At 71.9% G+C, this 25,709-nt stretch carries 32 protein-coding genes and 1 tRNA gene; 16 read left to right on the forward strand and 17 right to left on the reverse strand.

Translation table 11 applies throughout. From position 1 onward, the window contains the following. Positions 1-57: 57 nt before the first annotated feature. A complete protein-coding gene (locus EXE48_RS07880; RefSeq protein WP_137711163.1) occupies positions 58-999 on the reverse strand; it encodes a cell division protein CdpA domain-containing protein in 942 nt (313 codons plus the stop codon). A gap of 142 nt (positions 1,000-1,141) precedes the next feature. Between EXE48_RS07880 and EXE48_RS18735 the strand changes: the two genes are divergently transcribed. The 5 genes from EXE48_RS18735 to EXE48_RS07900 are packed head-to-tail and all read left to right on the forward strand — an operon-like array spanning position 1,142 to position 4,153. Then, a complete protein-coding gene (locus EXE48_RS18735) occupies positions 1,142-1,318 on the forward strand; it encodes a hypothetical protein (protein ID WP_199236358.1) in 177 nt (58 codons plus the stop codon). Positions 1,319-1,343: 25 nt separating this feature from the next. Continuing rightward, complete coding sequence (locus EXE48_RS07885) at positions 1,344-2,108, forward strand: Rho termination factor N-terminal domain-containing protein (protein WP_137711164.1); 765 nt, start codon at positions 1,344-1,346, stop codon at positions 2,106-2,108. A 12-nt stretch (positions 2,109-2,120) separates the two neighbouring features. After that, complete coding sequence (locus tag EXE48_RS07890) at positions 2,121-2,459, forward strand: hypothetical protein (RefSeq protein ID WP_053772094.1); 339 nt, start codon at positions 2,121-2,123, stop codon at positions 2,457-2,459. A gap of 24 nt (positions 2,460-2,483) precedes the next feature. Beyond that, positions 2,484-2,996 carry a nucleoside deaminase gene (locus tag EXE48_RS07895; RefSeq protein WP_137707546.1) on the forward strand — a complete coding sequence of 171 codons (513 nt, stop codon included), beginning with the start codon at positions 2,484-2,486 and terminating at the stop codon, positions 2,994-2,996. After that, entirely contained in the window at positions 2,993-4,153 is a 1,161-nt protein-coding gene (locus EXE48_RS07900) for a carbohydrate kinase family protein (protein ID WP_137711165.1), read from the forward strand. Before EXE48_RS07895 ends, EXE48_RS07900 begins: the two co-directional genes overlap by 4 nt. Positions 4,154-4,187: 34 nt before the next feature. On the opposite strand, the gene EXE48_RS07905 is transcribed toward EXE48_RS07900, so the two are convergent. Next, positions 4,188-5,015 carry a BtpA/SgcQ family protein gene (locus EXE48_RS07905; RefSeq protein ID WP_053772097.1) on the reverse strand — a complete coding sequence of 276 codons (828 nt, stop codon included), beginning with the start codon at positions 5,013-5,015 and terminating at the stop codon, positions 4,188-4,190. 76 nt (positions 5,016-5,091) lie between these two features. On the opposite strand from EXE48_RS07905, the gene EXE48_RS07910 reads away from it, so the two are divergent. The 3 genes from EXE48_RS07910 to EXE48_RS07920 all read left to right on the forward strand — a co-directional run bounded on the left by EXE48_RS07910 (position 5,092) and on the right by EXE48_RS07920 (position 6,520). Then, the gene (locus EXE48_RS07910; RefSeq protein WP_053772098.1) at positions 5,092-5,556 is read left to right on the forward strand and encodes a DUF7124 domain-containing protein; all 465 of its coding nucleotides are present in this window, start codon (positions 5,092-5,094) and stop codon (positions 5,554-5,556) included. 82 nt (positions 5,557-5,638) lie between these two features. Next, on the forward strand, positions 5,639-5,986 hold the full coding sequence (locus tag EXE48_RS07915; protein WP_137707189.1) for a 4a-hydroxytetrahydrobiopterin dehydratase: 348 nt from the start codon (positions 5,639-5,641) through the stop codon (positions 5,984-5,986). A 51-nt stretch (positions 5,987-6,037) separates the two neighbouring features. Beyond that, positions 6,038-6,520 (forward strand): hypothetical protein, encoded by a 483-nt coding sequence (locus EXE48_RS07920; protein WP_137711166.1) that lies wholly within the window; start codon positions 6,038-6,040, stop codon positions 6,518-6,520. 23 nt (positions 6,521-6,543) lie between these two features. Here the strand turns inward: EXE48_RS07920 and EXE48_RS07925 are convergent, their stop codons facing one another. From EXE48_RS07925 to EXE48_RS07950, 6 genes are all read right to left on the reverse strand, one after another. Further along, a complete protein-coding gene (locus EXE48_RS07925) occupies positions 6,544-7,458 on the reverse strand; it encodes an ATPase (protein WP_053772101.1) in 915 nt (304 codons plus the stop codon). Then, positions 7,455-7,784 carry a DUF5827 family protein gene (locus EXE48_RS07930; RefSeq protein WP_053772102.1) on the reverse strand — a complete coding sequence of 110 codons (330 nt, stop codon included), beginning with the start codon at positions 7,782-7,784 and terminating at the stop codon, positions 7,455-7,457. The genes EXE48_RS07925 and EXE48_RS07930 overlap by 4 nt, the downstream gene beginning before the upstream one ends. 540 nt (positions 7,785-8,324) lie before the next feature. After that, entirely contained in the window at positions 8,325-8,924 is a 600-nt protein-coding gene (gene sod / locus EXE48_RS07935; RefSeq protein WP_053772103.1) for a superoxide dismutase [Mn], read from the reverse strand. Positions 8,925-9,200: 276 nt separating this feature from the next. Next, positions 9,201-9,284, reverse strand: a tRNA-Ser gene (locus EXE48_RS07940). Positions 9,285-9,359: 75 nt separating this feature from the next. Further along, a complete protein-coding gene (locus EXE48_RS07945) occupies positions 9,360-10,115 on the reverse strand; it encodes a DUF2064 domain-containing protein (protein ID WP_053772104.1) in 756 nt (251 codons plus the stop codon). A gap of 102 nt (positions 10,116-10,217) precedes the next feature. Next, positions 10,218-10,832: an NUDIX hydrolase gene (locus EXE48_RS07950; RefSeq protein ID WP_137711167.1), complete on the reverse strand. Its 615-nt coding sequence runs from the start codon at positions 10,830-10,832 to the stop codon at positions 10,218-10,220. A gap of 215 nt (positions 10,833-11,047) precedes the next feature. On the opposite strand from EXE48_RS07950, the gene EXE48_RS07955 reads away from it, so the two are divergent. After that, positions 11,048-12,463: an ATP-binding protein gene (locus EXE48_RS07955; RefSeq protein ID WP_137711168.1), complete on the forward strand. Its 1,416-nt coding sequence runs from the start codon at positions 11,048-11,050 to the stop codon at positions 12,461-12,463. Between the two features lie 74 nt (positions 12,464-12,537). Next, complete coding sequence (locus tag EXE48_RS07960; RefSeq protein WP_053772107.1) at positions 12,538-13,023, forward strand: hypothetical protein; 486 nt, start codon at positions 12,538-12,540, stop codon at positions 13,021-13,023. A gap of 19 nt (positions 13,024-13,042) precedes the next feature. Here the strand turns inward: EXE48_RS07960 and EXE48_RS07965 are convergent, their stop codons facing one another. Further along, positions 13,043-13,618, reverse strand: a complete 576-nt coding sequence (locus EXE48_RS07965; protein ID WP_053772108.1) for a class I SAM-dependent methyltransferase — start codon at positions 13,616-13,618, stop codon at positions 13,043-13,045. 71 nt (positions 13,619-13,689) lie between these two features. Between EXE48_RS07965 and EXE48_RS07970 the strand changes: the two genes are divergently transcribed. Further along, positions 13,690-14,325, forward strand: a complete 636-nt coding sequence (locus EXE48_RS07970) for a GNAT family N-acetyltransferase (protein ID WP_137711169.1) — start codon at positions 13,690-13,692, stop codon at positions 14,323-14,325. Here the strand turns inward: EXE48_RS07970 and EXE48_RS07975 are convergent. From EXE48_RS07975 to EXE48_RS07990, 4 genes are all read right to left on the reverse strand, one after another. Beyond that, entirely contained in the window at positions 14,322-14,834 is a 513-nt protein-coding gene (locus EXE48_RS07975; RefSeq protein WP_137711170.1) for a TspO/MBR family protein, read from the reverse strand. The genes EXE48_RS07970 and EXE48_RS07975 overlap by 4 nt on opposite strands. 33 nt (positions 14,835-14,867) lie before the next feature. After that, positions 14,868-15,884 (reverse strand): AI-2E family transporter, encoded by a 1,017-nt coding sequence (locus EXE48_RS07980; protein ID WP_053772111.1) that lies wholly within the window; start codon positions 15,882-15,884, stop codon positions 14,868-14,870. Positions 15,885-15,984: 100 nt separating this feature from the next. Next, positions 15,985-16,581, reverse strand: coding sequence for a DUF6149 family protein (locus EXE48_RS07985; protein ID WP_053772112.1), 597 nt, complete (start codon positions 16,579-16,581; stop codon positions 15,985-15,987). Positions 16,582-16,673: 92 nt separating this feature from the next. Further along, on the reverse strand, positions 16,674-17,897 hold the full coding sequence (locus EXE48_RS07990) for an outer membrane protein assembly factor BamB family protein (protein WP_137711171.1): 1,224 nt from the start codon (positions 17,895-17,897) through the stop codon (positions 16,674-16,676). A gap of 106 nt (positions 17,898-18,003) precedes the next feature. Here EXE48_RS07990 and EXE48_RS07995 point away from each other — a divergent pair, with 106 nt between their 5' ends. The 5 genes from EXE48_RS07995 to EXE48_RS08015 all read left to right on the forward strand — a co-directional run bounded on the left by EXE48_RS07995 (position 18,004) and on the right by EXE48_RS08015 (position 21,607). Continuing rightward, the gene (locus EXE48_RS07995) at positions 18,004-18,579 is read left to right on the forward strand and encodes a DUF1684 domain-containing protein (protein WP_053772114.1); all 576 of its coding nucleotides are present in this window, start codon (positions 18,004-18,006) and stop codon (positions 18,577-18,579) included. 203 nt (positions 18,580-18,782) lie between these two features. Continuing rightward, the gene (locus tag EXE48_RS08000) at positions 18,783-20,021 is read left to right on the forward strand and encodes an NAD(P)/FAD-dependent oxidoreductase (RefSeq protein ID WP_137711172.1); all 1,239 of its coding nucleotides are present in this window, start codon (positions 18,783-18,785) and stop codon (positions 20,019-20,021) included. 126 nt (positions 20,022-20,147) lie between these two features. After that, a complete protein-coding gene (locus tag EXE48_RS08005) occupies positions 20,148-20,363 on the forward strand; it encodes a DUF7979 domain-containing protein (protein WP_233559299.1) in 216 nt (71 codons plus the stop codon). Positions 20,364-20,442: 79 nt separating this feature from the next. Next, positions 20,443-20,859: a DUF7124 domain-containing protein gene (locus EXE48_RS08010; protein ID WP_121598938.1), complete on the forward strand. Its 417-nt coding sequence runs from the start codon at positions 20,443-20,445 to the stop codon at positions 20,857-20,859. A gap of 43 nt (positions 20,860-20,902) precedes the next feature. Beyond that, entirely contained in the window at positions 20,903-21,607 is a 705-nt protein-coding gene (locus EXE48_RS08015) for a MogA/MoaB family molybdenum cofactor biosynthesis protein (protein ID WP_137711173.1), read from the forward strand. A 12-nt stretch (positions 21,608-21,619) separates the two neighbouring features. Here EXE48_RS08015 and trpG read toward each other — a convergent pair whose 3' ends face one another. The 4 genes from trpG to trpD are packed head-to-tail and all read right to left on the reverse strand — an operon-like array spanning position 21,620 to position 25,576. Beyond that, positions 21,620-22,213 (reverse strand): anthranilate synthase component II, encoded by a 594-nt coding sequence (gene trpG / locus EXE48_RS08020; RefSeq protein WP_137711174.1) that lies wholly within the window; start codon positions 22,211-22,213, stop codon positions 21,620-21,622. Continuing rightward, a complete protein-coding gene (gene trpE / locus EXE48_RS08025) occupies positions 22,210-23,886 on the reverse strand; it encodes an anthranilate synthase component I (protein ID WP_137711175.1) in 1,677 nt (558 codons plus the stop codon). The genes trpG and trpE overlap by 4 nt, the downstream gene beginning before the upstream one ends. Continuing rightward, the gene (locus EXE48_RS08030; RefSeq protein ID WP_053772120.1) at positions 23,883-24,527 is read right to left on the reverse strand and encodes a phosphoribosylanthranilate isomerase; all 645 of its coding nucleotides are present in this window, start codon (positions 24,525-24,527) and stop codon (positions 23,883-23,885) included. The genes trpE and EXE48_RS08030 overlap by 4 nt, the downstream gene beginning before the upstream one ends. Beyond that, a complete protein-coding gene (gene trpD / locus EXE48_RS08035) occupies positions 24,527-25,576 on the reverse strand; it encodes an anthranilate phosphoribosyltransferase (protein WP_137711176.1) in 1,050 nt (349 codons plus the stop codon). The genes EXE48_RS08030 and trpD overlap by 1 nt, the downstream gene beginning before the upstream one ends. Positions 25,577-25,709 lie beyond the last annotated feature (133 nt).

Consider the following 25,709-nt stretch of genomic DNA (forward strand, 5'->3'; position numbering starts at 1 on the left):
GCCCGTCCTACGCGGCGGGGGGTATAAAAATGGACGAACGACGGCGGGCCGACGCGCTCAGCCGAACAGCCCCTTGATCCTGTCGACGACCGATTCGTCCTCGTCGGCCTCCTCGGCCTCCTTCCGCTGCTGTTCGCGCAGCTCGCGGAGCTTCGCGGCCTGGTCGTCGGTCCCCTGCCCGCTGTCGGTCTTCACGTCGCCGCCCTGGAGCCCCTTCAGCTCCGAGACCGCGTCGTTGACCGCGCCGGAGGTCGTCCGCGTCTCGGTCGCGGAGCCCGCCAGCTTCTCGGCGTCGACGTCCGCGTCGTCGACCGCGCCCGTGTTCAGTTCGAGCCGGCGCGTCTCGGAGCGCTCGACGCCGCCCCACGTCAGCTCCGCGTCCGACAGCTCGCGCTCGATGTCGGCGCGGACCGACTCCTCGGTGACCGCCTCGCCGTCGCCGCCGGCGTCCGAGCCGGACCCGCCGCCCGCCTCCGCGGCGCCGCTCCCGGCCTCGGACGTGCCGCCCTCGACCGCGCCGCCCGCGGCGCGCTCGACGCGGTGAGCGACCAAGGCACCGCCCGTCGCGCCGATGACCGCGACCAGCCCGAGAGTGTAGCCCGCGACGATCTGCGCGCTGTAGTCGGGGTTTGCGACGACGTTCCAGTTGCGCGGGTACGCCCAGGTGAACGCGGCGGTGCCGACGAGGGTGATCGCGACGCCGACGCCCGCCAGGTACAGCATTCGGCGGTCGACCGGGAGGAGGACGACGATGCCGAACAGCAGGGCGGGGAGCCCGGCCGCGGCGGCGACGGCCGCGACCTCGCGGACCGCGTACGTCGAGAGCGCGGTCGGGTCCAGCGTCGCGCTGTAGAGGAACACGACGACCCCGATCACCCCGAGGGCGATTCCGGCGGAGAACAGCCCGAACCCCGCGTACACGTCGATCGTCCGGTCTGGGTCGCCGACGTATCGGCGGTAGTACTCGATGAGGACGTTCTCTGCGTCCGCTTCGCTCATACGCGAACGTTTCCGCCGAGTGTAATGACTGTTACCCCGGCGGTCCCGGCCGGGCGGCGGCGCTCGACCGGAGCGGTCGGCGGTCGACCCCGCCGACCCGTGCGTTTTTCACCGCGGGCGACGAGGTTCCACGCGAGAATCCGTGACGCCCGAGTGCCCCCGCTGCGGCGCCGCGCTGTCGTCGCTGTCGCTTGGTGCCGCCACCGCCGTCGCCTGCGAGGAGTGCGGCTACGCCGACGTCGAGGCCGACCACTCCGGCGATCCGCGGTTCGCCGAGAGCTGGGCGGACGCGCTCGCGCGCTTCGAGGAGGACCAGTAGCGGTCGACAGGACCCCACCCACACCATGCCCACGCTCGACATTTCCGAGGACCACGCCGACCGGATCGAAGCGCTCCGCGCGGAGCTGGCCGCGGCCCACGCCGGCCCGTACGCCTCCGTCGACCGCGAGGACGCGCTCGCGTACCTGCTCGACCTCGCGGACGCCGTCGACGACCCGGACCGCGTCGCGGCGCCGGCGACCGACGACGACGGCAGCGAGCAGTCGGCGGCCGCGGGCGACGCCTCGCCATTCGACCGCGCCCACGCCCGGGAGCTGCTGGCGGCGCGGAACCGCCGCCGCGGCGACCCGGACCCGGACGACCCGATGGACCTGTCCGACATCGCCGCCGCCTTCGAGGTCACCGGCCGCAGCGAGATGACGAAAGACGAGCTGATCGACGCTATCCTCGACGCGGCGGCCGCCCTCGCCGCGGACCCGTTCTCGCGCGTGGACGTCGACATCGACGACGCCGCGGACGGCGCGGACGACGCCGTCGACGGAAGCGGAGCGACCGAAGACGACGACGGAGCTGATGCGGACGACGACGGCGGCGACGAGACTGAGGCTGACGACGACGGCGACGGCGACGCGAGCGAGGACCCGGCGGGCGGGAGCGACGACGGCGGCGCCGGCCAGCTGGACGCGATGATGAGCCTCCTCGACACCCACGCGGACAAGTGGCGCGAGGCCGACGGCGACGCGCGGTACGAGGTCGACCTCCCGGACGGGAGCGTCGAGACGGCGCGCACGAAAGACGACGTGCGCGCGCTGCTGTTCCGGAACTACTGACGAGGACCACACATGGGATTCATCGACGCGCTCCGCGCGTGGCTCTTCGGCGCGGACGACGACGCGACCGACGCGGGCGAATCGGACGACGAGGCGGGAGCGAGCGGCGACGACGGAGACGCGAGCGACGGCGACGACGGAGACGCGAGCGACGGCGACGAGCCGGACGGGCTCGACCCCGCCGGAGCGACCGAGACGCGCACCGCGAGCGCCACCGACGACGCGGTCGACGCCCTCCGCGACGTGCGGCGGTCACAGGACGCGGGGACTCCGGACGACGCGGACGGCGGCGGGCGCGCGCCGGACGACGACCGCACGAAGCCGTCCGACGGGGGCGGTACCAACCGTTAGGTACCCGGGGGCGAACAGGGGCGTATGACAGACGCGTCCGGCGACGGCGAGTTCCGGTCCCCTGACGACCTCCCCGAGGATCCGACCGACCGGGAGTACGTCGAGCGAGCGATCAGGCTCTCCGAGGAGGCGGTCGAGGCCGGCAACACGCCGTTCGGCGCGCTGCTCGTCGTCGACGGCGAGGTCGTCGGCGAGGCGCACAACGAGACGCGGACCGAGGGCGACGTGGCGGCCCACCCCGAGTTGACCCTCGCGCGCTGGGCGGCTCGCGAGCTCGACGCCGACGAGCTGGCGGCCTGTACGATGTACGCCAGCACGGAGCCGTGCCCGATGTGCGCGACGGCGATCCACTACGCGGGCGTCGGGCGGGTCGTCTTCGGCGTCGACGGCGAGACCCTCGGCGAGCTCTCCGGCGACGTGGTGCCGATCCCCCTCGAGGAGGTGATCCGGCGCGCCGACGGCGACACGACCGTCGAGGGACCGGTCGCCGTCGAGTCCGCGATGGCGGTCCACGACGACTTCTTCCGCGAGTCGTGACGACGGGACCGCACGCGGGCGGCGGGGGCGATGCCGACGACCGCGCGGCCGACGAGACCCCCGCCGTCCTCTCCGTCGGCGCCGCGGCCATCGACGAGTGGTACGCGGTCAGCAACCTCCCGGAGCCGGACGGCGGCGCGTTCGCCGACGAGGTCACCTCCGCGTTCGGGGGCGTCGGCGCCAACGTCGCGGTCGCGCTGGACCGCCTCGGCCGCGACGCCGGCCTCGTCAGCCGCGTCGGCGACGACGAGTACGGGCGCCGCGCGCTGGCGTACCTCGACGAGACCGGTGTCGACGGGACCCACGTCGCCGTCGGCGACGCCGCCCACACGCGCTCGCTCATCCTCCGGGACCCCGACGGCGAGCGCGCCATCGTCACCGCGGGCGAGAGCTTCCGCGGGCTCCGTCCGGGCGCGGACGCGCTCGCGGCGATGGCGGACGCCGACGTCGTCTTCCTCACGGCCTACGCGCCCGACCGCGCGGCGCGGCGGATCCTCGACCGGGTGGAGTCGCTCCGGGAGCGCTCTGCCTCGGGGGCCGACGGCGCGCCCTCGCCCGACTCGGGCGACGCCCCGCCCGCGCTCGTCTTCGACCTCTCCGGGGCCGTCGAAGAGCTGGTCGGGCGCGGCACCGAGCCGACGACGGTCCACCGGTTCCTCCACCGCGCCGACCTGTTCGTCGCGGACGGCGTCGCCGCCCGGGCGTTCTTCGGCTCGGCGGCGGCCGCGGTCGAGCGGGTCGCGGCCGCGCAGCGTCGGGCGGCCGACCCCGAGGCCGGGCCCGGGACCCTGTCGCGCCGCGGCCCGACGTGGCCCCGCGCCGTCCTCACGCGCGGGGCGGACGGGATGACGGCCGTCGCCGGCGGCGAGGCGTCCCGGTTCGACGCGTTCGACGTCGAGACGGTCGACGCGACCGGCGCCGGCGACGCCTTCACCGCGGGGCTGATCGACCGGTGGCTCGCGGGGGAACCGCGGGGAGCGGACGAGCCGGGGGAGCCCTCGGCCGACCGCGAGGCCGTCGCTTCCGGCGTCCGGTTCGCGGCCGCCGTCGCCGCGATCAACTGCACGAGCCGGTTCACGCAGCCTGGGCTCCCGACCCGCGACGAGGTCGAGGCGTTCCTCGCCGAGCGCGGGTTCGGGCCCGACGGGAACCCGTAGCGGCCGGGCGGGCGCGCGGGGCGGCCGGCGGGAGCTACCGCGCCTCGTCGGCGGCCGCGACGAGGTCCGCGACGCGGTCGGCGTCGACCGGGGCGGTCGTCTCGCCGCCCGCCTTGAGCGCGGTGCCGACGATCGCGCCGTCGGCGACCGAGAGCAGGTCCGCGACGGTCTCCGGGGTGACCCCGCTACCGACGAGGACGGGCGTGTCGAGGCCGTGGCGCTCGCGCTCCGCGACGACCGACTCCAGCGCGCCGGCGTCGACCGCTTCGCCGGTCCCCGAGCCGGAGGCGATGACGGCGTCGGCGAGGCCGCGCTCGGCGGTGTCGGCGAACGACTCGGCGGTGTACCCCTCGGGCGTCAGCGGCGCGGAGTGTTTCACGTCGGTGTCGGCGAAGACGCCGACGTCGACGCCGAGGCGCTCCCTGAGCCGGAGCGTCTCGTGGGCGCGCCCCTGGAGGATCCCCTGGTCGGTCACGCGGGCGCCGGTGTGGACGTTCGCGCGGACGAAGTCGGCGTCGACCGCGGCGGCGACGGAGAGGGCGGCCTCGGCGTCGTTCCGGAGGACGTTGACCCCGAGCGGGAGGTCGGTCTCGGCCGCGACCGCGGTCGCGGCGCGGGTCACGCCCGCGACGACGTGCGGCGGGACCTCGTCGGGGTAGAACGGCGCGTCGCCGAAGTTCTCGATCACGACGCCGTCGACGCCGCCGCGGTCGAGCGCCCGCGCGTCGCTCGCGGCCCGATCGATCGCCGCGCGCATCGCCGCGCGCCCGTCGTCCGGCGCCCGGGGGGCTCCGGGGAGGGGCGGGAGATGCACCATGCCGAGGAGCGGCGCGGCCGTGCCGAAGGTGGATTCGAACTCCATCGTCGGGAGCGACGCGGCGCCCCGACAAAAGCCTCCCCACAGCGTTTAGGCCGGCGCCCGCCTGAGTCCGACCGAGATGGGAATCGACGCGACGGAGCCCGGCGACGGCGACGTGACGCTCGTCTTCTCGCTCGGGGCCGCGCGCTCGCTCGCCGACCCGGCCGCGGCGTTCGCCGACGCGCGCCGGTGGAGCCGCCACGTCGGCGTCGTCGCGAACGAGGCGGACCGGGTGGCGGCGTTCGCCCGCGAACACGGCGTCGAGAACGACTACGCGCTCCGGAGCTGGGACAAGTGGGGCACGCTCGCCGACGTCCGGGACGAGAGCGCCGCCCCGCGGTACGTGTTCGTCGGCACCACCCGCGCGGACGAGCGCGTCGCGACCGAGACGGGCTACGAGTTCCTCCGGGTCGACGAGGCCGCCGAGAAGGCCGGCTGGGAACTCTCCGAGCCGGGGGCGCCGGACGCCGCCGAGGAGGGGCGCGCCGGTCGGCTCGCGCGGGCCCGGCGCGCGCTCCGGAACGCGCTCTCGCGGTTCCGGTGAGTGACACGCGCCCGTTCGGCGGTCGGGGGCGCCGGCCCTCCGCCCGCGGAAGGTACAAACCCCCCGTCGCCCAACGTGGGGTATGTCCTCACCGCTCGCGGACGAGCCGGTCGAGCCGGCCGGCGACGACGGAGAGCCGCTCGCCGAAGACGAGTACGCCGACTACGCCGACGAACTCGGCGACGCCTGGGAGGTCGTCGACGGGCACCACCTGGAGGCGAGCTACGAGTTCCCAGACTTCGAGACGGCGCTTTCGTTCACGAACGACGTGGGCGAACTCGCCGAGGCGGAGTGGCACCACCCCGACATCGCGCTGTCGTGGGGCGAGGTCGGGATCGAGATGTGGAGCCACGAGGTCGGCGGCCTGACGCGCGCCGACTTCGTGATGGCGGCGCGGATGGACCGCCTGTACGCCGACTACGGGGAGTGACCCGACGCATCAACGAACGGCTTTAAACCTCTGCCGGCGAAACGTCGGATAATGAGCGAGAACGTCTTCCTGGTCCCGATCGACCCGGAGAACTTCGACCGAACGGTCCGGACGCCGGTCGATCTCACCGACTACCCGGATCGCCCCGAACCCCTCGCCGACCTCGACGAGGCCCGCCTGTGGGCCGTCGACGACGACAGCGGCAACGGGTCGACGTTCGAGAAGATGGAGTCGGGCGACCTCCTGCTGTTCTACGCGGACGACGAGTACGTCGCGACCGGCCGCGTCGGCGAGGCGTTCGCGGACGAGGACCGCTGGGCGAGCGGGACGTTCTGGACCGCCTTCCCCACCACCCGCGTGTACACGGTCACCGACTTCGGCGCCGTCTCCGCCCCCAAGCGCGCCGTCAACCGCATCTTCGACTACTCGTCGTCGTACACGCCCGGCTTCATGCGCGTCGCGGACAGCCGCGTGACGACCGAGCTCTCTTCGATCGAGTCCGCGCTGGAACACTACACGAAGCGGAACGCCTGAGCGCAGACCGCGCAGGCGGGTTCTCAGTTCTCGACCGCATCGACCAGCGTCGCGTACGCCGGCTCGTACGCCGCCGCCACGCGGTCGGGCTCGCCGCGGACCTCGCCGGACAGCGCCGGGAGCGGCTCGGTCGCGAGCGGTTCGATCATCTCGGTCACCGCGTCGACGTGCTCCTCGCGGGTCCCCTCGCGCGGGCTGCCGGCGGCGACCGCGCGGGCCTTCGCGTAGCGGTCGCCCGCGTAGATCCGGGCGCGGCCGGGGTCGACGACCGCGACCGCGTCGGTCGCGACCGGGCCGTCGCGAGGCAGCGTCCCGGCCACGTCGGCGTACGATTCGACGACGACCGGGACCGGTGTGCGGGCGACGCGGTCGGCGAGGCGCTCGATCGCCGGTAGGTGCGCCGCGGCCATCACCTCGTTGAACTCGGGCACGTCGCGCACGCGGGTCGCCTCCGCCAGCGGCAGGCGGTCGGTCAGTCCGTCGGGGAGCAGCCCCGCCTCCGCGGCCGCGCCGTTGACGACGAACCGCGTCCCGGCGTCGGTCGTCACGCGGTCGCAGAGGAAGGTGCGGTCGGCGTCGCCGAGCATCCCGGTCCGGCCCGGAGTCGGCTTCCAGAGCCGATGGACCGGGTTGATCGACTCTGGCGTGACGGCCGACGCCGACGGCGACGCGTCGTCGGGCGCCGCCAGCGGGCGAGTGTTCGCGGCCGCGAGCGTGCGGGCGTCCTTCCCGTACAGGCGGCCCGCGTCGGTCGCGACCCGGTAGTCGTCGTGGTCGAACCAGTAGTCGTTGCCGGCGCGGGGCTTGACGCCGACCGCGTCGCCCGCGCGCTCGGCGAGGTGCGCGACCAGCCCCGCCGAGAAGGTGGTCTTCCCGGCGTCGACGCGCGAGCCCCCGGCGACGAGGTAGGTCGGCGGGTCGGAGCGATCCCCGGTCACGCCGACCCGTCGCCGTCGTCGGCCTCAGCGTCGGCGTCCGGATCGGGCTCGGGGTCCGCGTCGGTCGCGAGCCCGTAGTACCCCGGGCCGTCCTCGGTCAGCGGCTCGGCGACGACCATCTCCTCCGCGTGGACCATCACCCACGGGACCGCCCAGTCGACCAGCACGGCCTCGGTGTCCGGGTCGACCTCGGCGTCCGGCTCTAACCCCTGAAGCAGGCGACCGATCTCGGGGACGGTGTACATCTGGTCCGGCTCGAACAGCTCCGCGGGTTCGTAGAAGTCGCACGGGTAGGTGGCGTCGAACGCCGACTTCGGTTCGGGCATGCGCAGCGATACGCGACCGCGTCCGTAAACGCTGCCGATACGATTTCGACGGTGCGGTGGCGCGTGCCTCCGAGTGGCCGCCGAAGGCGGCCGCGAGGAGCACGCGCGAGGGAGTCAGTCGCCGGAGCGAAGCGACGGCGACTGACGAGGCTGGGGAGGTGTGAGGTGCTGTGCGGTCGCGGTCGGGTGGAACTCCAAGGGGCAGCCGCGAGGGCGACGGCGCGCGACGTAAGGACCGCAAGGAGCGAGCAGCGCGAGCGACTGAGGACCGTGGTTCGAGACGCCTGCGGCGTCTCGTCACCACGAAAGGCGCTTCGCGCCTTTCGAACGACAACGAGCGCACCGAGCCCTCGCGGCTGGGGCTTTGGAAGCGTTCACCGCACACTCGTTGATCGCGTAACGCCGAGCGGCTGGGGCTTCGGAGGTGTTTCTCCCGGTCGTCTACCTACCAACCACTGTACGGAGAGAGGTCACTGATCGGGCGACGTACTGCGAAAAAATGCGGATCTCGACGCGCGTAACGCGTCCTCTCGGGCGCGCTTACTCGAACAGCTCGACGGCCTGCTCGTAGCGGTCCGACGGCTCCTCCCAGTCGACGACCTCGAAGAAGTTGTCGACGAACTCGCCGCGGGCCGGGCCGTAGTCGTGGTAGTAGGAGTGCTCCCACACGTCCAGCGCGAGGATCGGGTGGCCGCCCCAGATCGCGCCCTGGTCGTGCTTGTCGACCACGACGTTGCGGAGCTGGTTCGAGAACGTGTCGTACACCAGAAGCGCCCAGCCGCTGGCCGCGGAGGCCGCCGCCTCGAACTCGCCCTTCCAGGCCTCGTACGAGCCGAAGTCCTCCTCGATGCGGTCGGCCAGCTCACCCTCGGGCTCGTCGCCGCCCTCCGGCGACATGTTCTGCCAGAACAGGTCGTGGAGGATGTGACCCGAGGAGTTGTGAGTCACGTCGCGGATGGCTCCGCTAGACGAAGAGAAGTCGTGGGACTCACGGTTCTCTTCGAGCGTCTCTTCGGCGGCGTTCCAGCCGTTGACGTACCCCTGATGGTGGGTGTCGTGGTGCCATTCGAGCACCTGCTCGGAGATGTGGGGCTCAAGCGCGTCGTACTCGTACGGGAGCGGATCGAGTTCGTAGCTCATGCTTGTATCACCTATCACGAACATGTACCGGAAACCTGTTAAAGATAATGCGCCACGCGCTACCACGCGACACCGGACGCGAGTGTTATCGGGAGGTCCGGGTCAGCAACGGTGTCGTTGCGGTTCCGGGAGTTAGGACCGCGCGAGCGGACATCGAGTCTCGATCGGCCGACCGGACGGTGAAGTAACCATATTAAGTTTCGCACCGGAAGACGACCGCTCTCCGATTCGAGTCCAGCACGTGGCGCGCGCCGCGCGGTGTGCGCTGCGCGCTTACGGTGGGACTGGGATTCGAACCCAGGAAGCCGTGAGGCTACCTGCTTTCAAGGCAGGCGCAATGGGCCACTCTGCCATCCCACCACACGTGACCGCTCGGCGTCGGGCGACTAAGTGGTGTCGGATCCGAGGGACCGATCGACGCGCCGCCCCGACCGCTCAGTCTCGCACCAACCGCCCCTCGCCGTCCTCGGCGACCACGTCGAGCCCCTTCTCGTGGACGAACGCGGCCGTGTAGTCGGGCACCACGCGCTCCGCGGCGAACCGCGCGCGGAGCATCGGCACCACGTCGAGCAGGTCGTCGCCGGTCTCCAGCGAGGGCGACGGCTCGACGAAGTCCACCGAGCGGTCTGCGTCGCGGCCGCGCTCCGCGAGCGTCGGCAGCGCCGGCGCCTCGAACGCGCCGTCGAAGTCGATCGGTTCGGTGAACCCCGCGTAGTACGCGCGGCCGTTCGACGAGGGGCCGAGGACGACCTCGGTCGTCCGCAGCTTCATCGCCGCCGAGTCGACGACGGTCCGCGAGAGCAGCGGCGCCGTCGGAGTGACGACCGCGACGGAGTCGGCGCCCTCCTCGCGCAGCAGGTGCGTGACGGTGTTGCCGGCGCGCGCGCCGAACGAGGAGCCCACCTGCCGCTCGAAGCGGACCTCGTCGGTGCCGCCGAGGGTGTCCGCGACGAGCGTCCGGAGCTCCGCCTCGGGGCTCGTCTCGGTCCGGTACTCGGCGGGGAGGTCGTCCTCGTCGGGGTAGTTGACGAGGAGTTCGCCGCCCGAGCGCTCGACCGCGAGGACGGCGTCGCGGAACTGCGCCTCGTAGAGGTCGGCCGCCTCGGCGGGCGACAGCGGCGTCGACTCGGCGATCGCGGTTCCGACGAGCCCCTCGCGGGGCGGGTTCGCCAGCAGGGCGACGACGGTCATATCGGAACGCGGCGCGGGAGCGCCTTCAACTCGCCGCTTCGGTCCGGCGGGAGTTCGACCGCGGCGCGGAACCGCGGGACCGGCGCCCGCCGGTCGGCCCGCTCAGGAGAAGTCGCGCCGCATCGCGATCTCGAACCACGGGCAGAGGCGGAGCTGGCGGTACAGTGCAGGGTTCTCGTGGAGGTGGTCGTAGTCGGCCCACAGCATGCCGCCGATCTCCTCGTCGTCCGGGTCGAGCGAGGTGTCGTCGAGGGTGACCTTCAGCACCGCGCACACCTCCCACTCGACGCCCTCGTTGGGGTAGTAGCGCTTGTACTCGAACTTGTCCGTCACTCGCAGGTCGTCGTACTGGTCGGGCGAGATGCCGAGCTCCTCTCCGAGCCGCTGTTCGGTGGCCTCCTCCTGCGACTGCCCCTCGACGGGGTGGGAGGCGACCGTGCCGTCCCAGTGGCCGTCCCACAGGCGTTTGGTCGGCGCGCGCTGGGCCAACAGGACGTGTCCGTCCCCGTCGAAGACGAGGCAGGTGAACGCGCGGTGGCGGATCCCGTCGCCGGTGTGCGCGTCGAGCCGGTTCACCATCCCCTGCGCGACGTCGTCGGGGTCGACGGCGATGACGTCCTGAAGCGCGTTCTCGTGGTCTGCGTCGCTCGTGTCCTCGGGCTCGCTCGCGCCGTCGCCGGCGGGGTCTCCCGATGCGGCCGCGTCTTCGGAACTCATGCGCGGTACGTCGCGGACCAGGGCTAATAAGGGTTCGATACCGCGGCCGCTCGCGCGCCCCAGTGTCGCCTCTCTCCCGGCCGTCGGCGCCCCCGGACGCCCGCACCCGCGCTACCCGCTCTCTGCTCCGGCGTCCGGTCGCGTCCGCCGCGGGGCCGCCCGCGACCGGCGGTGCTTCGACGCTCTTAACCGCGTCCCGGCGCTACTTCGCGCGGATGAGTGACCCGGCGCTCGACGTCGTCGAGTTCGTGTTGACGACGCACTTCTACACGCAGGACCGCGACCTCGACGAGAACGACCTGACCCCGCGCTTCCGGCAGGTGTTCTGGTCGGCCGACGCCGTCGACGACGCCCCCGGCGGCGTGGAGCGACCGCTGAAGGCGACCGACGAGACCACGCGCACCGCGACCGGGGTCGAGCGGCCGTGGGAGGCGGTTTCCGACCTCCTCTTCACCCAGCGCACGGAGTTCTCCGGCGAGATTTCGCTGACCCAGCCCGCGATGGGGCTGGAGTGGTACCGCGACCGCGCGGACGACGACCGGATCGCCGAGAACCCGACGGTCGTCGCCGCGATGGCGGCCGCCGAGGACCTCGAACCGCCGGTGACCCGCGATGAGGCCCGAGCGGACGTGCGGCCGGTCCAGGCCGACCGCGTCTGGATCGACGCGCTGCTCGCGGAGTACTTCGACGAGGACGAGGACGGCGAGATGCTCGACCTCGTCAACGTCCGGGCGCCCGAGGAGATCGAGACGACGCTGGCCGACCTCGTGTTGACCGGCGACCAGGAGGGCGAGATCCAGAAGATCGTCAAGGCGATCGAACACCGCGAGTACCTCGCGGAGATCGGCCTCCGCGAGATCGGCAAGCTGCTGTTCGTCGGCCCGCCGGGAACCGGGAAGACGACCGTCTCGCGGGCGCTCGCCCACGAGCTCGGGCTCCCGTTCGTCGAGGTGAAGCTCTCGATGATCACGAGCCAGTACCTCGGCGAGACCTCGAAGAACGTCGAGAAGAGCTTCGAGGTCGCCAAGCGGCTCTCGCCGTGTATCCTCTTCATCGACGAGTTCGACTCGGTGGCGAAGACCCGCCGCTCGGACGAGCACGCCGCCCTGAAGCGCGCGGTCAACACCCTCCTCAAGTCGATCGACGAGGTGTCGCTCGTGCGCGACGAGGTGCTGCTGATCGGCGCGACCAATCACCCGGACCAGCTCGACGCCGCCGCCTGGCGCCGCTTCGACGAGATCGTCAACTTCCCCAAGCCGGACCGCGACATGCGCGCGGACATCCTCCGGGTGGTGACGAAGGAGATGCAGATCGCCGACTTCGACCCCGAGGAGGTGGCCGACCGGACCGGCGGGCTCACGGGCTCCGACCTCCGGATGGTGCTCCGCGAGGCCGTCCTCGGCGCGCTCACCGAGGACCGGATGACGATCACGCAGGCGGACGTGATGGAGGCGGTCCAGGACTTCGAGGAGCGCGACAACCTGAAGAACATGGACATGATCGACGGCGAGGGCGCCGAGGTGCTCGGCGAGACGAGCTCCAACGACCAGGAACACACCCACGACGAGTCCGGCGACGGCGACGGGTCGCACGACCACGACCACGCCGCCCACGGCGCTTCGCACGACTGACTCGCGGCGACGGAACCGCTCCTCGTCGGAACCGCCGGGGAAAGCACTTATCCAGCGAATTCTAAACACTCGGCGTGAAGCGTCGGGCGCTCGTCGCGCTGCTCGGAGCCGGGGTCCCCCTCGCCGGCTGTCTGGGTAATTCGGACGCGACCGGTGAACCGGGCCGGCAGTTTACCGGCTCACGTCCCGGGGAGTGCCCCGTTTCGCGGGACTACGGCGTGCCGCTCCCGGACGGGGTGTCCGTGACCGAAGCGCGGTCGTTCGTCGCGGGCTATGAGCCGAAGTACGTCTCCGATCGGCTCGTTGACGCCGACGGCGAACGAGCGTCGGTCGGCGCGGAGCCGTCCACGACCGTCCGAGTGGTCGACGCCGGCGACGACCGGATCGTGGTCGGCGTCGAGACCGTGTGGTCGGTCACGGTCGAGACGGAGAACGGCGAGGGTGTGAAAGATGCGGTGGAGTCCGCGCGGTATTACCTCGACGAACGGGTCGTGAGACGGACGAGCGACCCGGACGAGGACCCCGTTGACGGCGAGCTCGTGGCCTGTGTCCCCGCGTAGTGAATTCGGGCGCGACGACTCACCGCCGCACGCCGACCACCGTGTAGCCGAAGCCGCGGTCGACGATCCGGGGGTCGAGACCGACGCCGTCCATCGCGGCCGCGAGGTCGGCCGGGGTCCTGAACCGCGAGTTCATGCCGATCGCGTGCTCGCCGGCGACGAGCAGTCGCCCGAGCGGGTGGCTCGGGTCGAACTCGCGGATCACGAGCGCGCCGCCGGGCGCGAGCGCGCGGGCCGCCTCCGCGAGCGCGGCGTCGTGGTCGGGAAGGTGGTGGAGGGCGTCGACGACCGTGACGGCGTCGACGCTCGCGTCGCGGAACGGCAGGCGCCCGGCGTCGGCGGCGAGGCCGGCGAGCCCGCGGCCGCGGCGCGCCCGCGAAAGCATCTCGACGGAGGCGTCGACGACCGCGATGTCCGGGCCCGCCAGCGCGGCCGCCGCGCGGCCCGACCCCCCGCCGACGTCGAGCAGGCGCTCGATCGGCCGCGTCGCGTGGTCGAGGCCGGCCGCGAGCGCCTCGCCGTCCGCCGGCGGCATCGCGAGGTCGTACAGCGGGGCAATCCGGTCGAAGAAGTCCACGTCGCCGAGGCCGTACATGGGCGATCCGACCGCCGCGACGGACAAAGAGCCACCGACCCTATTTACCCGTTCGCCGCCGTACGGTCCCCATGGAGTACGCGCTCGTGTGTCCGCCCGGCGAGGGGGAGACCCTCCGGCTCGACTACCGAGCGTTCGCGTACGCCGGCAAGTTCGTCGTCGGCGGGCCGGGGAAGGCGGTGATCCGGACGCCGGACGGGTCCCCGGCGGCGCCGGGGTGGGAGCCGGACGAACCGCTGCCGGACACGGTCGACCCCGAGGCGTTCGACGACGAGGTGATCGCGGCCGTCTCCTTCTCGGCCGACCGGACTGACCCCGACTGCTGCCGGCTGCGGTACGTCACGGTCCACGCCGCGCGCCGCGGAGAGGGGATCGGTCCGGAGCTGATCGGCGAGACCGTCGCCGACCTTGCCGTCGCCGGCTTCGACCGCGTGAAGATCGCCGTGAACAACCCGTTCGCCTACGAGGCGTGCCACAAGTGCGGCTTCGCCTACACGGGCGAGCGGACCGGGATCGCCGAGCTGGAACTCGAGCGCCCGGCCGGGGCGCCCGCCGACGTCGACCCCGAGCGGTACCGCGGGGGGCTGTCGGCGTTCCGTGAGACGGACGGCGAACTGAGCCGGGCCGAGCGCCGGTTCGTCGCGGAGCGACTGGAGCGCGGGCCGCCGCCGGTGACGGACGCGACGAACGCCGGGGGAGATCCCTAGTTGAGCGCCCAGATGGCGTAGTTGAGCGCGGTCGCGAAGCAGACCCACGCGAGGTAGGGGACGAGCAGCGCCGCGGCCCGGCGGTCGACGCGGTCGAAGAGCAAAATCGTCGCGGCGACGAGCGGGAGGAGGACGGCGAGGACGGCGAGGCCGAGGTCGGCGCGTTCGAGCCCCCAGAAGGTCGGCGACCACGCGACGTTGACGGCGAGTTGGACGCCGAACAGCGCGAGCGCCGTCCGGACGCGCCCCGCCGGCGCCGCGCCGTCGCGCCCGGCCAGGTAGACGAGGGCCGCGGCGGCGCCGCACAGCGCGTACAGGACCGACCAGACGACGCCGAACGCCCAGCCCGGCGGGTAGAAGGCGGGGAGCTCCAGCGACGTGAACCACGCGCTCTGCGTCGCCGTGAAGGGGACGCCGAGCGCGCCGATCAGGTTGACCGCGACCGCCGCGGCGGCGATGAGGAGGGCGTCGCGGCGGTCCGGGAGCCGAGAGGTCGCGGTCGTCGCCATGGGCGACCTTCGCGGGCTGAGCGGTTAAATCCGTCAGATCGCGTCGTAGTCCTCGCGGAACGTCTCCAGCGTCGCCGCGAGCACGCCGATCACGATCGGCCCGACGAACAGCCCGGTGAAGCCCACGGAGTAGATGCCGCCGAACACGCCGAGGAGGATGATCCCGGGGTTGAGGTGCGCCCGCTGGTCGATGACGAGCGGCCGGGCGTAGTTGTCGACCATCGCGATCACCGCGACGCCGTACACCGCGAGGAAGATCCCGGCCGTGACCTGGTCGATGATCACGAGGTAGGCCGCGGCGGGCCCCCACACGAAGAAGGCGCCGATGAGCGGTAAAAGCGCCAGCACCGCCATCACGAACGTCCAGAACACCACGTTGGGGATCCCGGCGACCCAGAGCCCGAGCCCGGCGATGACGGCCTGAAGCAGCGAGACGGAGATGTGGCCGATCACCACCCCGCGCGTCATCGCGTCGATCCGGTCGACGAGGTCCGCCGTGACGTCGGGCGGCAGCGGGCTCGTGTCCCGGATCCACCGCACGAACGCCGGCCCGTCGATGAGCGTGTAGTAGAGCAGGAACAGCGCGAGCGACAGCCCGACCGAGGCCCGAAGCCCCGTGGTGACGACGCCGCTGAACCCGCCGAACAGGACCTCGACGAGCAGTTCGCCGGCGGTCTGGAGCAGGTCGGCGACCTCGGGGTCCTGCCCGGTGAGCGCCGCGATCTCCGCTTCGATCGCCGCGACGTTGATCGCGGTGTCGCCCGCGGCGATGGCCGTGAGGTCGCGCACGAACACCCACGAGATGTACGCGAGCGGGAGGATCACCGCGACGATGGCGGAGAAGATGAGCGTCAGCGCCGAGAGCATCTGTCCGAAGCGCTTCGAGACGCGGGCCCGGAGCCACCGCGAGAGCCGGCGGTGGAACGGGTAGAGGACGAACGCGAGGATCGCCGCGGCGATGACGTACTCGACGAACGGGAGAATGACGAAGAGGGTCAGCAGCGCGACCGACCCCATGAGGAGAAGCAGGAACGATTGCCCGCGGTTCATACCCCTCCCTCTGCCCGGCGAACTATAAACGTGGTCGGCGAGTCGAAAGGGATCGAACGACCGCGGCGGCGGAGCCGGGGGGCGGTCGACCCGACGGCGCTCAGGCGCTGGCCTCGTCCTCGTCGAGCCCGGGCGCGGCCGCGGCGTCGACCTCGTCCGGCTCCTCCGTGTCGCCGCCGACGACCGTCTCGCCGTCGTCGGTCTCGACGTACACGTCGTCCGCGAAGCCGGCCAGGGCGTTCTCGTACTCCGGCGAGGCGAGCTTCTCCGGGGTCTCCGGCGCGTCGACGATTCCATCCGGGGGGCGGAAGTCGCCGAGCGGGTCGTCGATCGTGATCCCGTAGTCGGTGAAGAAGGACTCGTACCGGCGGTAGTGGGCCTCCAGCTCGTCGCCGGGGATCTCCATCATCTCCGTCCAGCCGTGGTTGAAGAAGTCGAAGTTCGCCTGGACGTGAGTGATCTCCCGGGCCTCGGCCTCCGGGAAGTCGGCCTCCAACGCGGCGACGTAGGTGTCCATCGTCGCGTCGAAGAAGCTGTCGAGGTGGTCGCGGCGCTCCTCCCGGCGGTCCTCGTCGGCCTTGTTGAGGAAGATGCTCGTGTGGAGGTCGACGAGCTTGTCGTTGGCGACGTCGCCGACGACCGGCGTGGTCAACGCCTTCTTGGCGGCCCAGTGGCGGATGTTCTGCCGGATTTTCATACGCGTCGTTGGGTCGGGACGCTCTTGAATGTGTGGCGTCGAACCGGTTCGGAGCGCCGGCGATAACCACCCCCGGAGAACCCGCTTCCGGCTCAGGCCTCGCCGAGGGCGTACACGTCGCCAGCGTGCGTCGCCGCGACGACGACACTGCCGACGACGGTCGGCGGCGCCCGAACGCCCTGGAGAAAGGCGTCAGTGGGGGACCGCCTGCGAGTGCGGAACGACCACAGTTCTGCCCCGTCGTCGACCGCGATCGCGCGGACGGTCCGACCGTCGCCGAGGTACGCGGTTCCGCCCGCAACCATCGGTGCGGTCGCGCCGGCGACCCCCTCGTCGCTCCACAGCCGCTCGCCGTCGTTGCCGACGGCGACGAGACCGAGTTCGGTCGGAACGACCGCTCGGTCGTCCGCGACAGCGGCCGACCGGCGGACCGGACCGGGGAGGTCGACGGTCCACGCCGCCGAGCCGTCGCTGAGGTCGAGCGCGTACAGCGTTCCGGCCCGCGTACCGACCAGGACGCGACCGTCGGTGACGGTCGGCGTCGCGGTCGCGTCGCCGTCGACGTCGGCCGTCCACAGCTCCTCGCCCGAGGTGGCGTCGTAGGCGACGACGCGGGGGCCGCCCGCCCCGTAGACGACGGTTCCGTCGGCGACGGCGGGCGCGGAGGCGTACTCGCCGAGGTCGTTGCGCCACCGTTCGGTCCCGTCGTGGTCGAACGCCGCGACGGTCTGCGTCTCGTAGCCGCCTCCCACGAACACCCCCTCGTCGGTCACCGCCGGTGCCGTCGTCAGGTCCGTGTCGGTCAGCCGCCGCCACATCACCTCGCCGCTCTCCGCGTCGACGGCCGCCAGTCCGCGGTCGGTCTCGTCCCCACCGTTCCAGACCGTCACGTATGCGATGCCGTCGCGAACCGCCGGCGTCGACGACCCGTCGTGACCGACCTCCGTCGACCACCGTACCTCGCCGGTCGCGAGGTCAAGACGAAACAAGGCCCCCGAGAAAGAGACGTACACCCGATCGCCCACGACGACCGGCTGTGAATGATCGTACCGGTACGGCGTCCGCCGCCAGAACACGTCGACATCGTCTGTCGGTCCCGCCTCCTCACGGCATCCCGCGTGCGTCGGTCCCCACTGGAACTGCGAGCGGGACCCGTCCTCAACGCCCTCCGTCTCGACCTCCCGGTTCAGTTCGGGATCCGGTCGGTCTCGGGCCGCCTGTTCGTCGTCCCCGCCGATACGTACGTTGCCGAGGCAACCAGCGACTCCGACGAATCCACCGACCGCCAAGGTGGAGAGGGCAGTTCGTCTGTTCACGGCTCAACGTCCCCGAGAACGCTATAAGTGCCTTCTGTCGTCGGCGCGGTCGAGAGTTCCGCGGTCGGAATTGTTATTGTGCGCGCGGCGCAATACTAAGGTAATCATGGACGCCGAGACCGCGGACGACTGGGCGGCGCAGGTGGAGGCGCAGCGGGAGGCGAAAATCGAGCGGTTCCGCGAGTCGGCGCGGTCGCCGCTGCCGGTCTCGATGCGGGGCGACGGCTTCCCCGGACTGGCGTACTACGATCCGGACCCGGCGTACCGGTTCGTCCTGCCGCTTCACGAGCACGACGAGAAGGAGACGGTGACCGTCGAGACGACCGCCGAGGGCGAACAGACGTACAGCCGGTGGGGGGAGTTCCGCTTCGAGGTCGACGGCGAGGCGGCGACGCTCCAGGCGTATCGGCCGGCAGACGGCGCGGACCGGTTCTGGGTACCGTTCCGCGACGCGACGAGCGGCGACGAGACGTACGGCGCGGGCCGGTACCTCGACTTGGATCCCGACCGCGACCGCGTCGACGGCGAGTGGGTCGTGGACTTCAACCTCGCGTACAACCCCACGTGCGCGTACAACCACGCCTACGAGTGTCCGCTCGTCCCGACGGAGAACTGGCTCGACGTCGCCGTCGAGGCCGGCGAAAAGGACTTCCCCGCGGAGCCGGCCGGAGCCGACCACTGACCGGGGGCGAGGGCCGGTGGTCGTCGGTCGGAGCCGCCGATCGGCACGGCGGGGCGCAGGACGACGACCCCGAGCGCCGGCCGGCGTGAGAGTTTCCGACGGAAACGCGTCACTTCGGCCGTTTTCTCCGGCCGTGCGTGTCCGTCGCACGCCCCCGGACGCGGATGACAACCCACATTAACCATGAATCCGAACGGCCGGACATGAGCGATTCGTACGTGATCATCGGTGACGGTATCGCGGGCGCGTCCGCGGCCGAGACGCTCCGCGAGGAAGCGCCCGACGCCGAGATCACGGTTCTCACGGACGAGGGTGAGTCCCTCTACAACCGGATTCTGATCAAGGAGTACGCGAAGGGGAAGCTCCCCGAGGCCCCGATCTCGATCCACCAGGAGGACTGGTACGACGAGCACGACGTCGACCTCCGGCTGAACACGGTCGTCGTCGACATCGACGTGGACGAGGACGCGGTCCGCACCCACGAGGGCGAGACGTTTGAGTACGACTCCCTCCTGCTCGCCATCGGCGGCACGCCCCAGCAGCTCCCGGTCGAGAACGCCGACGCCGACGGTATCCACCACTTCTGGACGTTCCAGGACGCCCGCAACATCAAAGAGAGCGTGGAGGGCGCCGAGAAGGGCGTCATCGTCGGCGCCGGGCTGCTCGGCATCGACTTCGCGGCCATCTGCGGCGCGCAGGGCGTCGAGGCGAAGTACCTCATGCGCGGCGACTGCTGGTGGCGCTACGCGCTCTCCGAGGAGGGCGCGGAGATCATGCACGAAGCGATGCGCGAGCGCGGCGTCGATCCGGTCTTCGACTCCGGCGTCGACCGCTTCGAGGTCGACGACGAGGGCCACGTCGAGGCCGCGGTCGACCCGAACGGCGAGCGCTACGAGTGCGACTTCGCCGGCGTCGCCATCGGCCTGAACTTCAACACCGAACTCGTCGAGGACACGCCGCTGGAACTCGACGACGGCATCGTCGTCGACGAGTTCATGCGCACCAACGTCGACAACGTGTTCGCCGCGGGCGACATCACCACGTTCAACGACCTCATCCTCGGCGAGCACGCGAAGAACGGCTCGTGGGGCTCCGCGAAGGAGCAGGGCACCATCGCTGCCCGCAACATGGTCGACTACGGCAGCGACGAGTTCCGGTGGGTCTCCTCGTACTCGATCACCCACTTCGACTTCCCGTTCCTCTCGTTCGGGCACCCGACGCTCGGCGACGACTCGGTCGAGGCGACCACGGGCGAAAACGAGTGGCGCCGCGTCGCGCTGAAGGACGGAAAGGTCGTCGGCGGCGTGCTCATCGGCGACCTCTCGCCGCAGTCTGCGTTCAAAGAGCTGATGCGCGAGGGCCGCGACGTGAGCGGACAGACGGACCGCCTCATGGAGCCCGGGTTCTCCGTCGACGACCTCGCGGCGACGACCGAGCAGTAGCTCCGGACAGCGGCCACCCTTCGTCCGTTCGCTTCTCGGCAATCGAGCCGCGGGTGTCGCCCTCGTGGCGACCGGCGTCACGTCCGCCGCGAAACGCTTATGATTAATCGTGTTATACGGTAACACATGTCGCTCAGAGACACCGGGCGACGGCTGCGGCTCCGCCGCACCGGCCGCGTCCCGTCGGACGCGCGCGTCCGCCACTACGACGAACTGGACGACGACGAGCAGGGCGTCGTGCGGGAGCTGGCGGGCGAGCCGTGGACGGCGCCCGAGACAGGCGACCTCGACGACGGCGACGTGGTGAAGTTCACCGATTACTACCTGGTCCGGTCGCGGTGACGGCGGCCGCCCACCCCGGGCGACCGGCGGGCTACGCGGAAGCGAAGTTGTTTTCGCCGGCGGGCGGTAAGCGGGGCGCATGGACAGCGGCGGATCTACAGACATGACGCTGGCGTTCGAGTTGGAGGCGCTGAAAGCGCTCGCGGACCCCAACGCGGTGTTCAACAACGCCCGGCAGTGGACGGAGTACGTCGGGGTCGTCAGCGAGAAGCCCACCTACGTCGTCACGAACTTCACGCGGAAACACCGCGTGCGACAGGACTTCTTCTCCGGCCCGCGCGGCGTCGAGGAGAGCTTAGAGAACATCGGCGGGCAGTTCGATACGGACCGGCACGTCTTCGTCGGCGTCGACGACGAGGACGAGGCCGTCGCCGAGGCGACCGGCTGGGAGTTCCTCCAGGTCGAGGACGCCGCCGAGGCCGCGGGGTGGACGCTCGCGACGGGCGAGCCGGACGACGACGCGCCCGAGGAGCAGGCGCGCGACGACTGGCCCTGAAGAGACCGGGAGGTGTTTTGACGCGGGCGCCGAAGGCGGACGTATGACCGACCACGGCGACGATAGCCACGACGGCGACCGTTCTGGAGACGGCTATGATGGCCACGGTCACGACCACGGCCACGATGACCACGATCACGACCATGGTGACCACGACCATCACCACCACGACGCGGACTCCGTCGCGGCCGCGGTCGTCACGGTCTCCTCGTCGCGGGGCGCGGACGAGGATCCGGCCGGCGACTACGTCGCGGCGGCGTTCGAGGAGGCGGGCCACGAGGTGTCGGTCCGCGAACTGATCTCGGACGACTACGACAGCGTCCAGGGCACCGTCGACCGACTCGCTCGCCGGAGGGACACCGACGTGGTGGTGACGACCGGCGGGACGGGCGTCACGCCCGACGACGTGACGCCGGAGGCGGTCCGCGGCCTGTTCGCGAAGCGGCTCCCCGGGTTCGGCGAGCTGTTCCGCCGGCTCTCCTACGAGGAGGTCGGCACGCGGACCATCGGCTCGCGCGCCGTCGCCGGCGTCGTCTCCGACACGCCGGTGTTCTGTCTCCCGGGCTCGGAGAACGCGGTCCGGCTCGGCGTCGACGAGGTCGTCCTCCCCGAGGTCGGCCACCTCGTCGGGCTCGCCGGCCGCGGGCTCGACGACGACGGCGAACCGGCCGAGGACGAGAACGGAGAGGGAGGGCCGGGCGACGACGGCGACGGCAACGAAGGCGGCGAAGAAGGCGGGGACGCCTGACTCAGGGGGCGCTCAGACGGCGGTGAGGAAGTTCCGGATGAGGTCGTGGCCCGATCCGGTCAACACGCTCTCCGGGTGGAACTGGACCGCCTCGATCGGGTGCTCGCGGTGGCGGATCCCCATCACGATCGACTCGCCGCCGTGGTCCGTGGTGGCCGTGACGTCGAACGCCTCGGGGACCTCGGTCGCCGCCAGCGAGTGGTAGCGGCCGGCGCGGAACCCCTGGTCGAGCCCGCGGAACACGCCCTCCCCGTCGTGGTCGACGGGGAACGCCTTGCCGTGGACGGGCTCGGGGGCGTGCCCGACGGTCCCGCCGTACTCGTAGACCGCGGCCTCTAAGCCGAGACAGACGCCGAGCGTCGGCACCGACGGCGACAGGTCGCGGAGCACGGACATCGTCACGCCCACGTCGCGGTCGTTCTTCGGGTGCCCGGGCCCCGGGCTGATGATCACGGCGTCGGGCTCGGCGGATTCGATCTCGTCGAGCGACGCCGTGTTCTTGAACACGTCGACCGCGACCGGCCCCCCGCCGACCGTCTGGTCGGAGACGTACTCGACGAGGTTGTAGGTGAACGAGTCGAAGTTGTCGACGACGGCGACCTTCATCGCTCCGCCTCCGTGCCGGTGGCGAGCGCCCCGTCGTCGTCCTCGGCGGGCGTCGCCGAGTCGGCGTCGCAGTCCCGCGCTTCGCCCTCGCGAATGCGGTCGATCGCGGTCAACACGCCGTCCATCTTCTGTTCGGTCTCCTCGTACTCGGCCGCGGGGTCGGAGTCGGCGACGAGGCCAGCGCCGGCGCGCACGCCGACGACCGACTCGTCGCCCGACTCGTCGAGCGTCGCGGTCCGGATCACGATCGCGAAGTCGGCGTCGCCGGTCCACGAGTAGTAGCCGACGCCGCCGCCGTACGCCTCCCGCGGGGTCGTCTCCAGGTCGTCGATGATCTCCATCGCGCGCACCTTCGGCGCGCCGGTGAGCGTCCCGGCCGGGAACGTCGCGCGCGTCGCGTCGAACGCGTCGGCGTCGGCCGCGAGCGTCCCCGTCACGGTCGACTCGATGTGCTGGACGTGGCTGTACTTCAGCACGTTCATGAACTCCTCGACGCGGACGGAGCCCGGCTCGGAAACGCGCCGCACGTCGTTGCGCGCGAGGTCGACGAGCATCGTGTGCTCGGCGCGCTCCTTCCCGTCCGCGAGCATCTCGCCCGCGAGCCGGCGGTCCTCGACCGGGCTGGTCCCGCGTGGACAGGTGCCGGCGATGGGGTTCGAGACGACGCGATCGCCCTGGACCGACACGAGCGTCTCGGGGCTCGCGCCGACGACGGTCCGGTCGTCGTGCCGGAGCACGTACATGTACGGCGAGGGGTTCACGTCCCGGAGCGCCGCGTACAGCCCGAGCGAGTCGACCTCGCCTCGAAGCTCGCGGCTCCGCGAGATCACGCCCTGGTAGATGTCGCCGTCGAGGACGTGGCGCTTGGCGGTCCGAACCGCCTCCTCGTACTCCTCGCGCGGGTCCGCCGACTCCTCGCGCACGCGGACCCCGTCCGGGTCGGGCGGCGCGGCCTCGCGCAGTTCGGCCGCGACCCGCTCGGCCTCCGCGACGAGGTCGTCGTAGACGGCGGCGGGGTCGTCGTCGACGCCGATCACCGGCGTGAACACCAGCTCGGCGCCGCCCTCCCGCTCGTCGAAGACCACGGTCCGCGTCGTGAGCGCGAACTCGGCGTCGGGGAACTCCGTCTCGGGGCGCTCGACGCCGACCTCCTCCAACCAGAGGTCGTACACCGCCTCGTACGCGAGGAACCCGACGAAGCCGCCCGAGAGGATCTGCCGGTCGGTGTCCGGGAAGCCGCGCAGGCTCGCGTCCGGGAACGCCGCGCGGACGCGGTCGACCGCGTCGCCCGCGGCGGGCCCGAGGTCGCCGTCGGCCGCGTCCCCGTCCGCGCCGACGAAGTCGGCGGCCGGCCCCAGCTCGGTCACCTCGGTGCGGTCGGGGTGGACCGAGACGATCGCCTCCGGGTCGTAACCGACGAACGAGTAGCGGGCGTGCCTGTCCGCCTTGCCGTCCGCGGTAAACGCGCCGTCCGGGTCGCTGGAGGCGACCTTCTCGCCGGACTCGAGCAGGAAGCCGTACGGCCCCTCGCCGACGAGGGTCGCGTACGCGCCCAGCGGGGTCACGTCCGCGTCGAGCGCGGCCGACGCGCGGACCACGACCGGCCGCTGGGCGTCGGCCGCGAGGTCGACGAACTCGGCTTTCGTCCGGTCAAGCGGGGGCGCGTCGCTCATGCCAGCTCCATCTCCCGGCCCGCGTTCGCGACGAAGCGGGCGACCGCGTTGTGGTCCTTCCGTCCGCCCTCGATCTCGACGCCGGAGGCGACGTCGACCGCGAAGGGGTCGGCGACGCGGACCGCCTCGGCGACGTTGTCGGCCGTGAGCCCGCCCGCCAGCACGACCGGGGTCGTGAGCCGGGCGGCGAGGTCGCCGGTCGCGCGCCAGTCGTGCGTCTCGCCGGTGCCGCCCGCGCCCGAGTCGTCGGTGGAGTCGACGACCAGCGCGTCGACCGCGCCGTCCAGCTCCTCAGCGCGGGCCGGCTCGTCGGCGTCGACCGTGAGCAGCACCTTCCGTTCCGTCTCCGCGCGGACGTACCGCAGCTCGTCGAGCGTCCACTCGCCGTGGAGCTGGATCGCGTCGGGGGCGACCGTCCGGGCGAGCTCGACCGCGCGCTCGGCGGAGTCGGGCATCGTCACGAGCGTCGCGGTGACGAACGGGGGCACGGCGGCGAGCAGCTCGGCCGCCGTCGCCGGGTCGACCTCGCGCGGCGAGTCGACCGGCACCTCCGTGATCACGCCGACCGCGTCGGCGCCCGCGTCGACCGCGGCGCGGAGGTCGGCCTCGTCGGTCAGCCCGCAGATCTTCACCCGGGCCATCAGTCGTCGTCCTCCGCGGTCGCCCCGAGCCCGCCGTCGGCCGGCTCGCCGTCGCCGCAGAGCGCCGCGAACTTCTCGGCGGCCGCGCCGGAGTCGATCGCCTCGGCAGCCCGCTCGACGCCCGCCGCGAGCGTGTCGGCCTCGCCGGCGACGTAGATCGCCGCGCCCGCGTTCGCCAGTATCAGGTCGCGCTTCGGGCCCGTGACGGAGCCGTCGACGATCCCGCGCAGGTCCGCGGCGTTCTCTTCGGGGCTTCCGCCCGCGACCGCGTCGATCGGGGCGCGGTCGAGCCCGAGGTCCTCCGGCGCGATCGTGAGCTCCGTCACCGCCTCGCCGTCGACCTCGGCGGCGACTGTCTCGTCGTGGATCCCGATCTCGTCCATGCCGGCGCCGTGGACGACGAGGGCGCGCTCGACGGGCATGTGCGCGAGCGAGCGCGCGATGACGGGCACGAGGTCGGGATCGTAGACGCCGAGCACCTGCGCGTCGGCGCCGGCGGGGTTCGTGAGCGGCCCGAGGACGTTGAAGATCGTCCGCATGCCCAGCTCCTTGCGCGGGCCGATGACGGCCTTCATCGCCGGGTGGAAGACGGGCGCGAGCATGAAGCCGATCCCGTCCGCCTCGATCGCCGCCTCGACGGCGGGCGGCTCGGCCTCCACGTCGGCGCCCGCGACCTCCAGCACGTCCGCGCTTCCCGACGAGGAAGAGACGGAGTAGTTGCCGTGCTTCGCGATCGGCACCCCGGCCCCCGCGGCGACGATGGCGGCGGTCGTCGACACGTTGATCGTGTCGTAGTCGTCGCCGCCGGTGCCGCAGGTGTCGACGAGCGGGTCGCGGTCGGGCTCGATCGTGCGCGCCGCGTCGCGCATCCCCCGCGCGAAGCCGGCGATCTCGGCCTCCGTCTCGCCCTTCGTCCGGAGCGCGGCGAGCAGCGCCCCGATCTGGGCGTCCGTCGCCTCCTCGAAGACCAGCCGCGCGGCCTCGCGCGCCTCGGCTACGGTCAGATCCTCCCCGTCCGTCACGCGCTCGACCGTGTCGTTGAGATTCATTGTGTCCACCGATGTAATATTCCGCGTTGTGATGTACAAGTATGTACACTAATTTAACGCTGTCGCCGCGACGGGAAGCGGTACCGTGGTTCGAGAACGCGGAAGAACGCGGGGAGCGGCGGCCGAGAGCGGA

This window comes from Halorubrum sp. ASP1 (genome assembly GCF_005435135.1).
GTDB classification, from domain to species: domain Archaea; phylum Halobacteriota; class Halobacteria; order Halobacteriales; family Haloferacaceae; genus Halorubrum; species Halorubrum tropicale.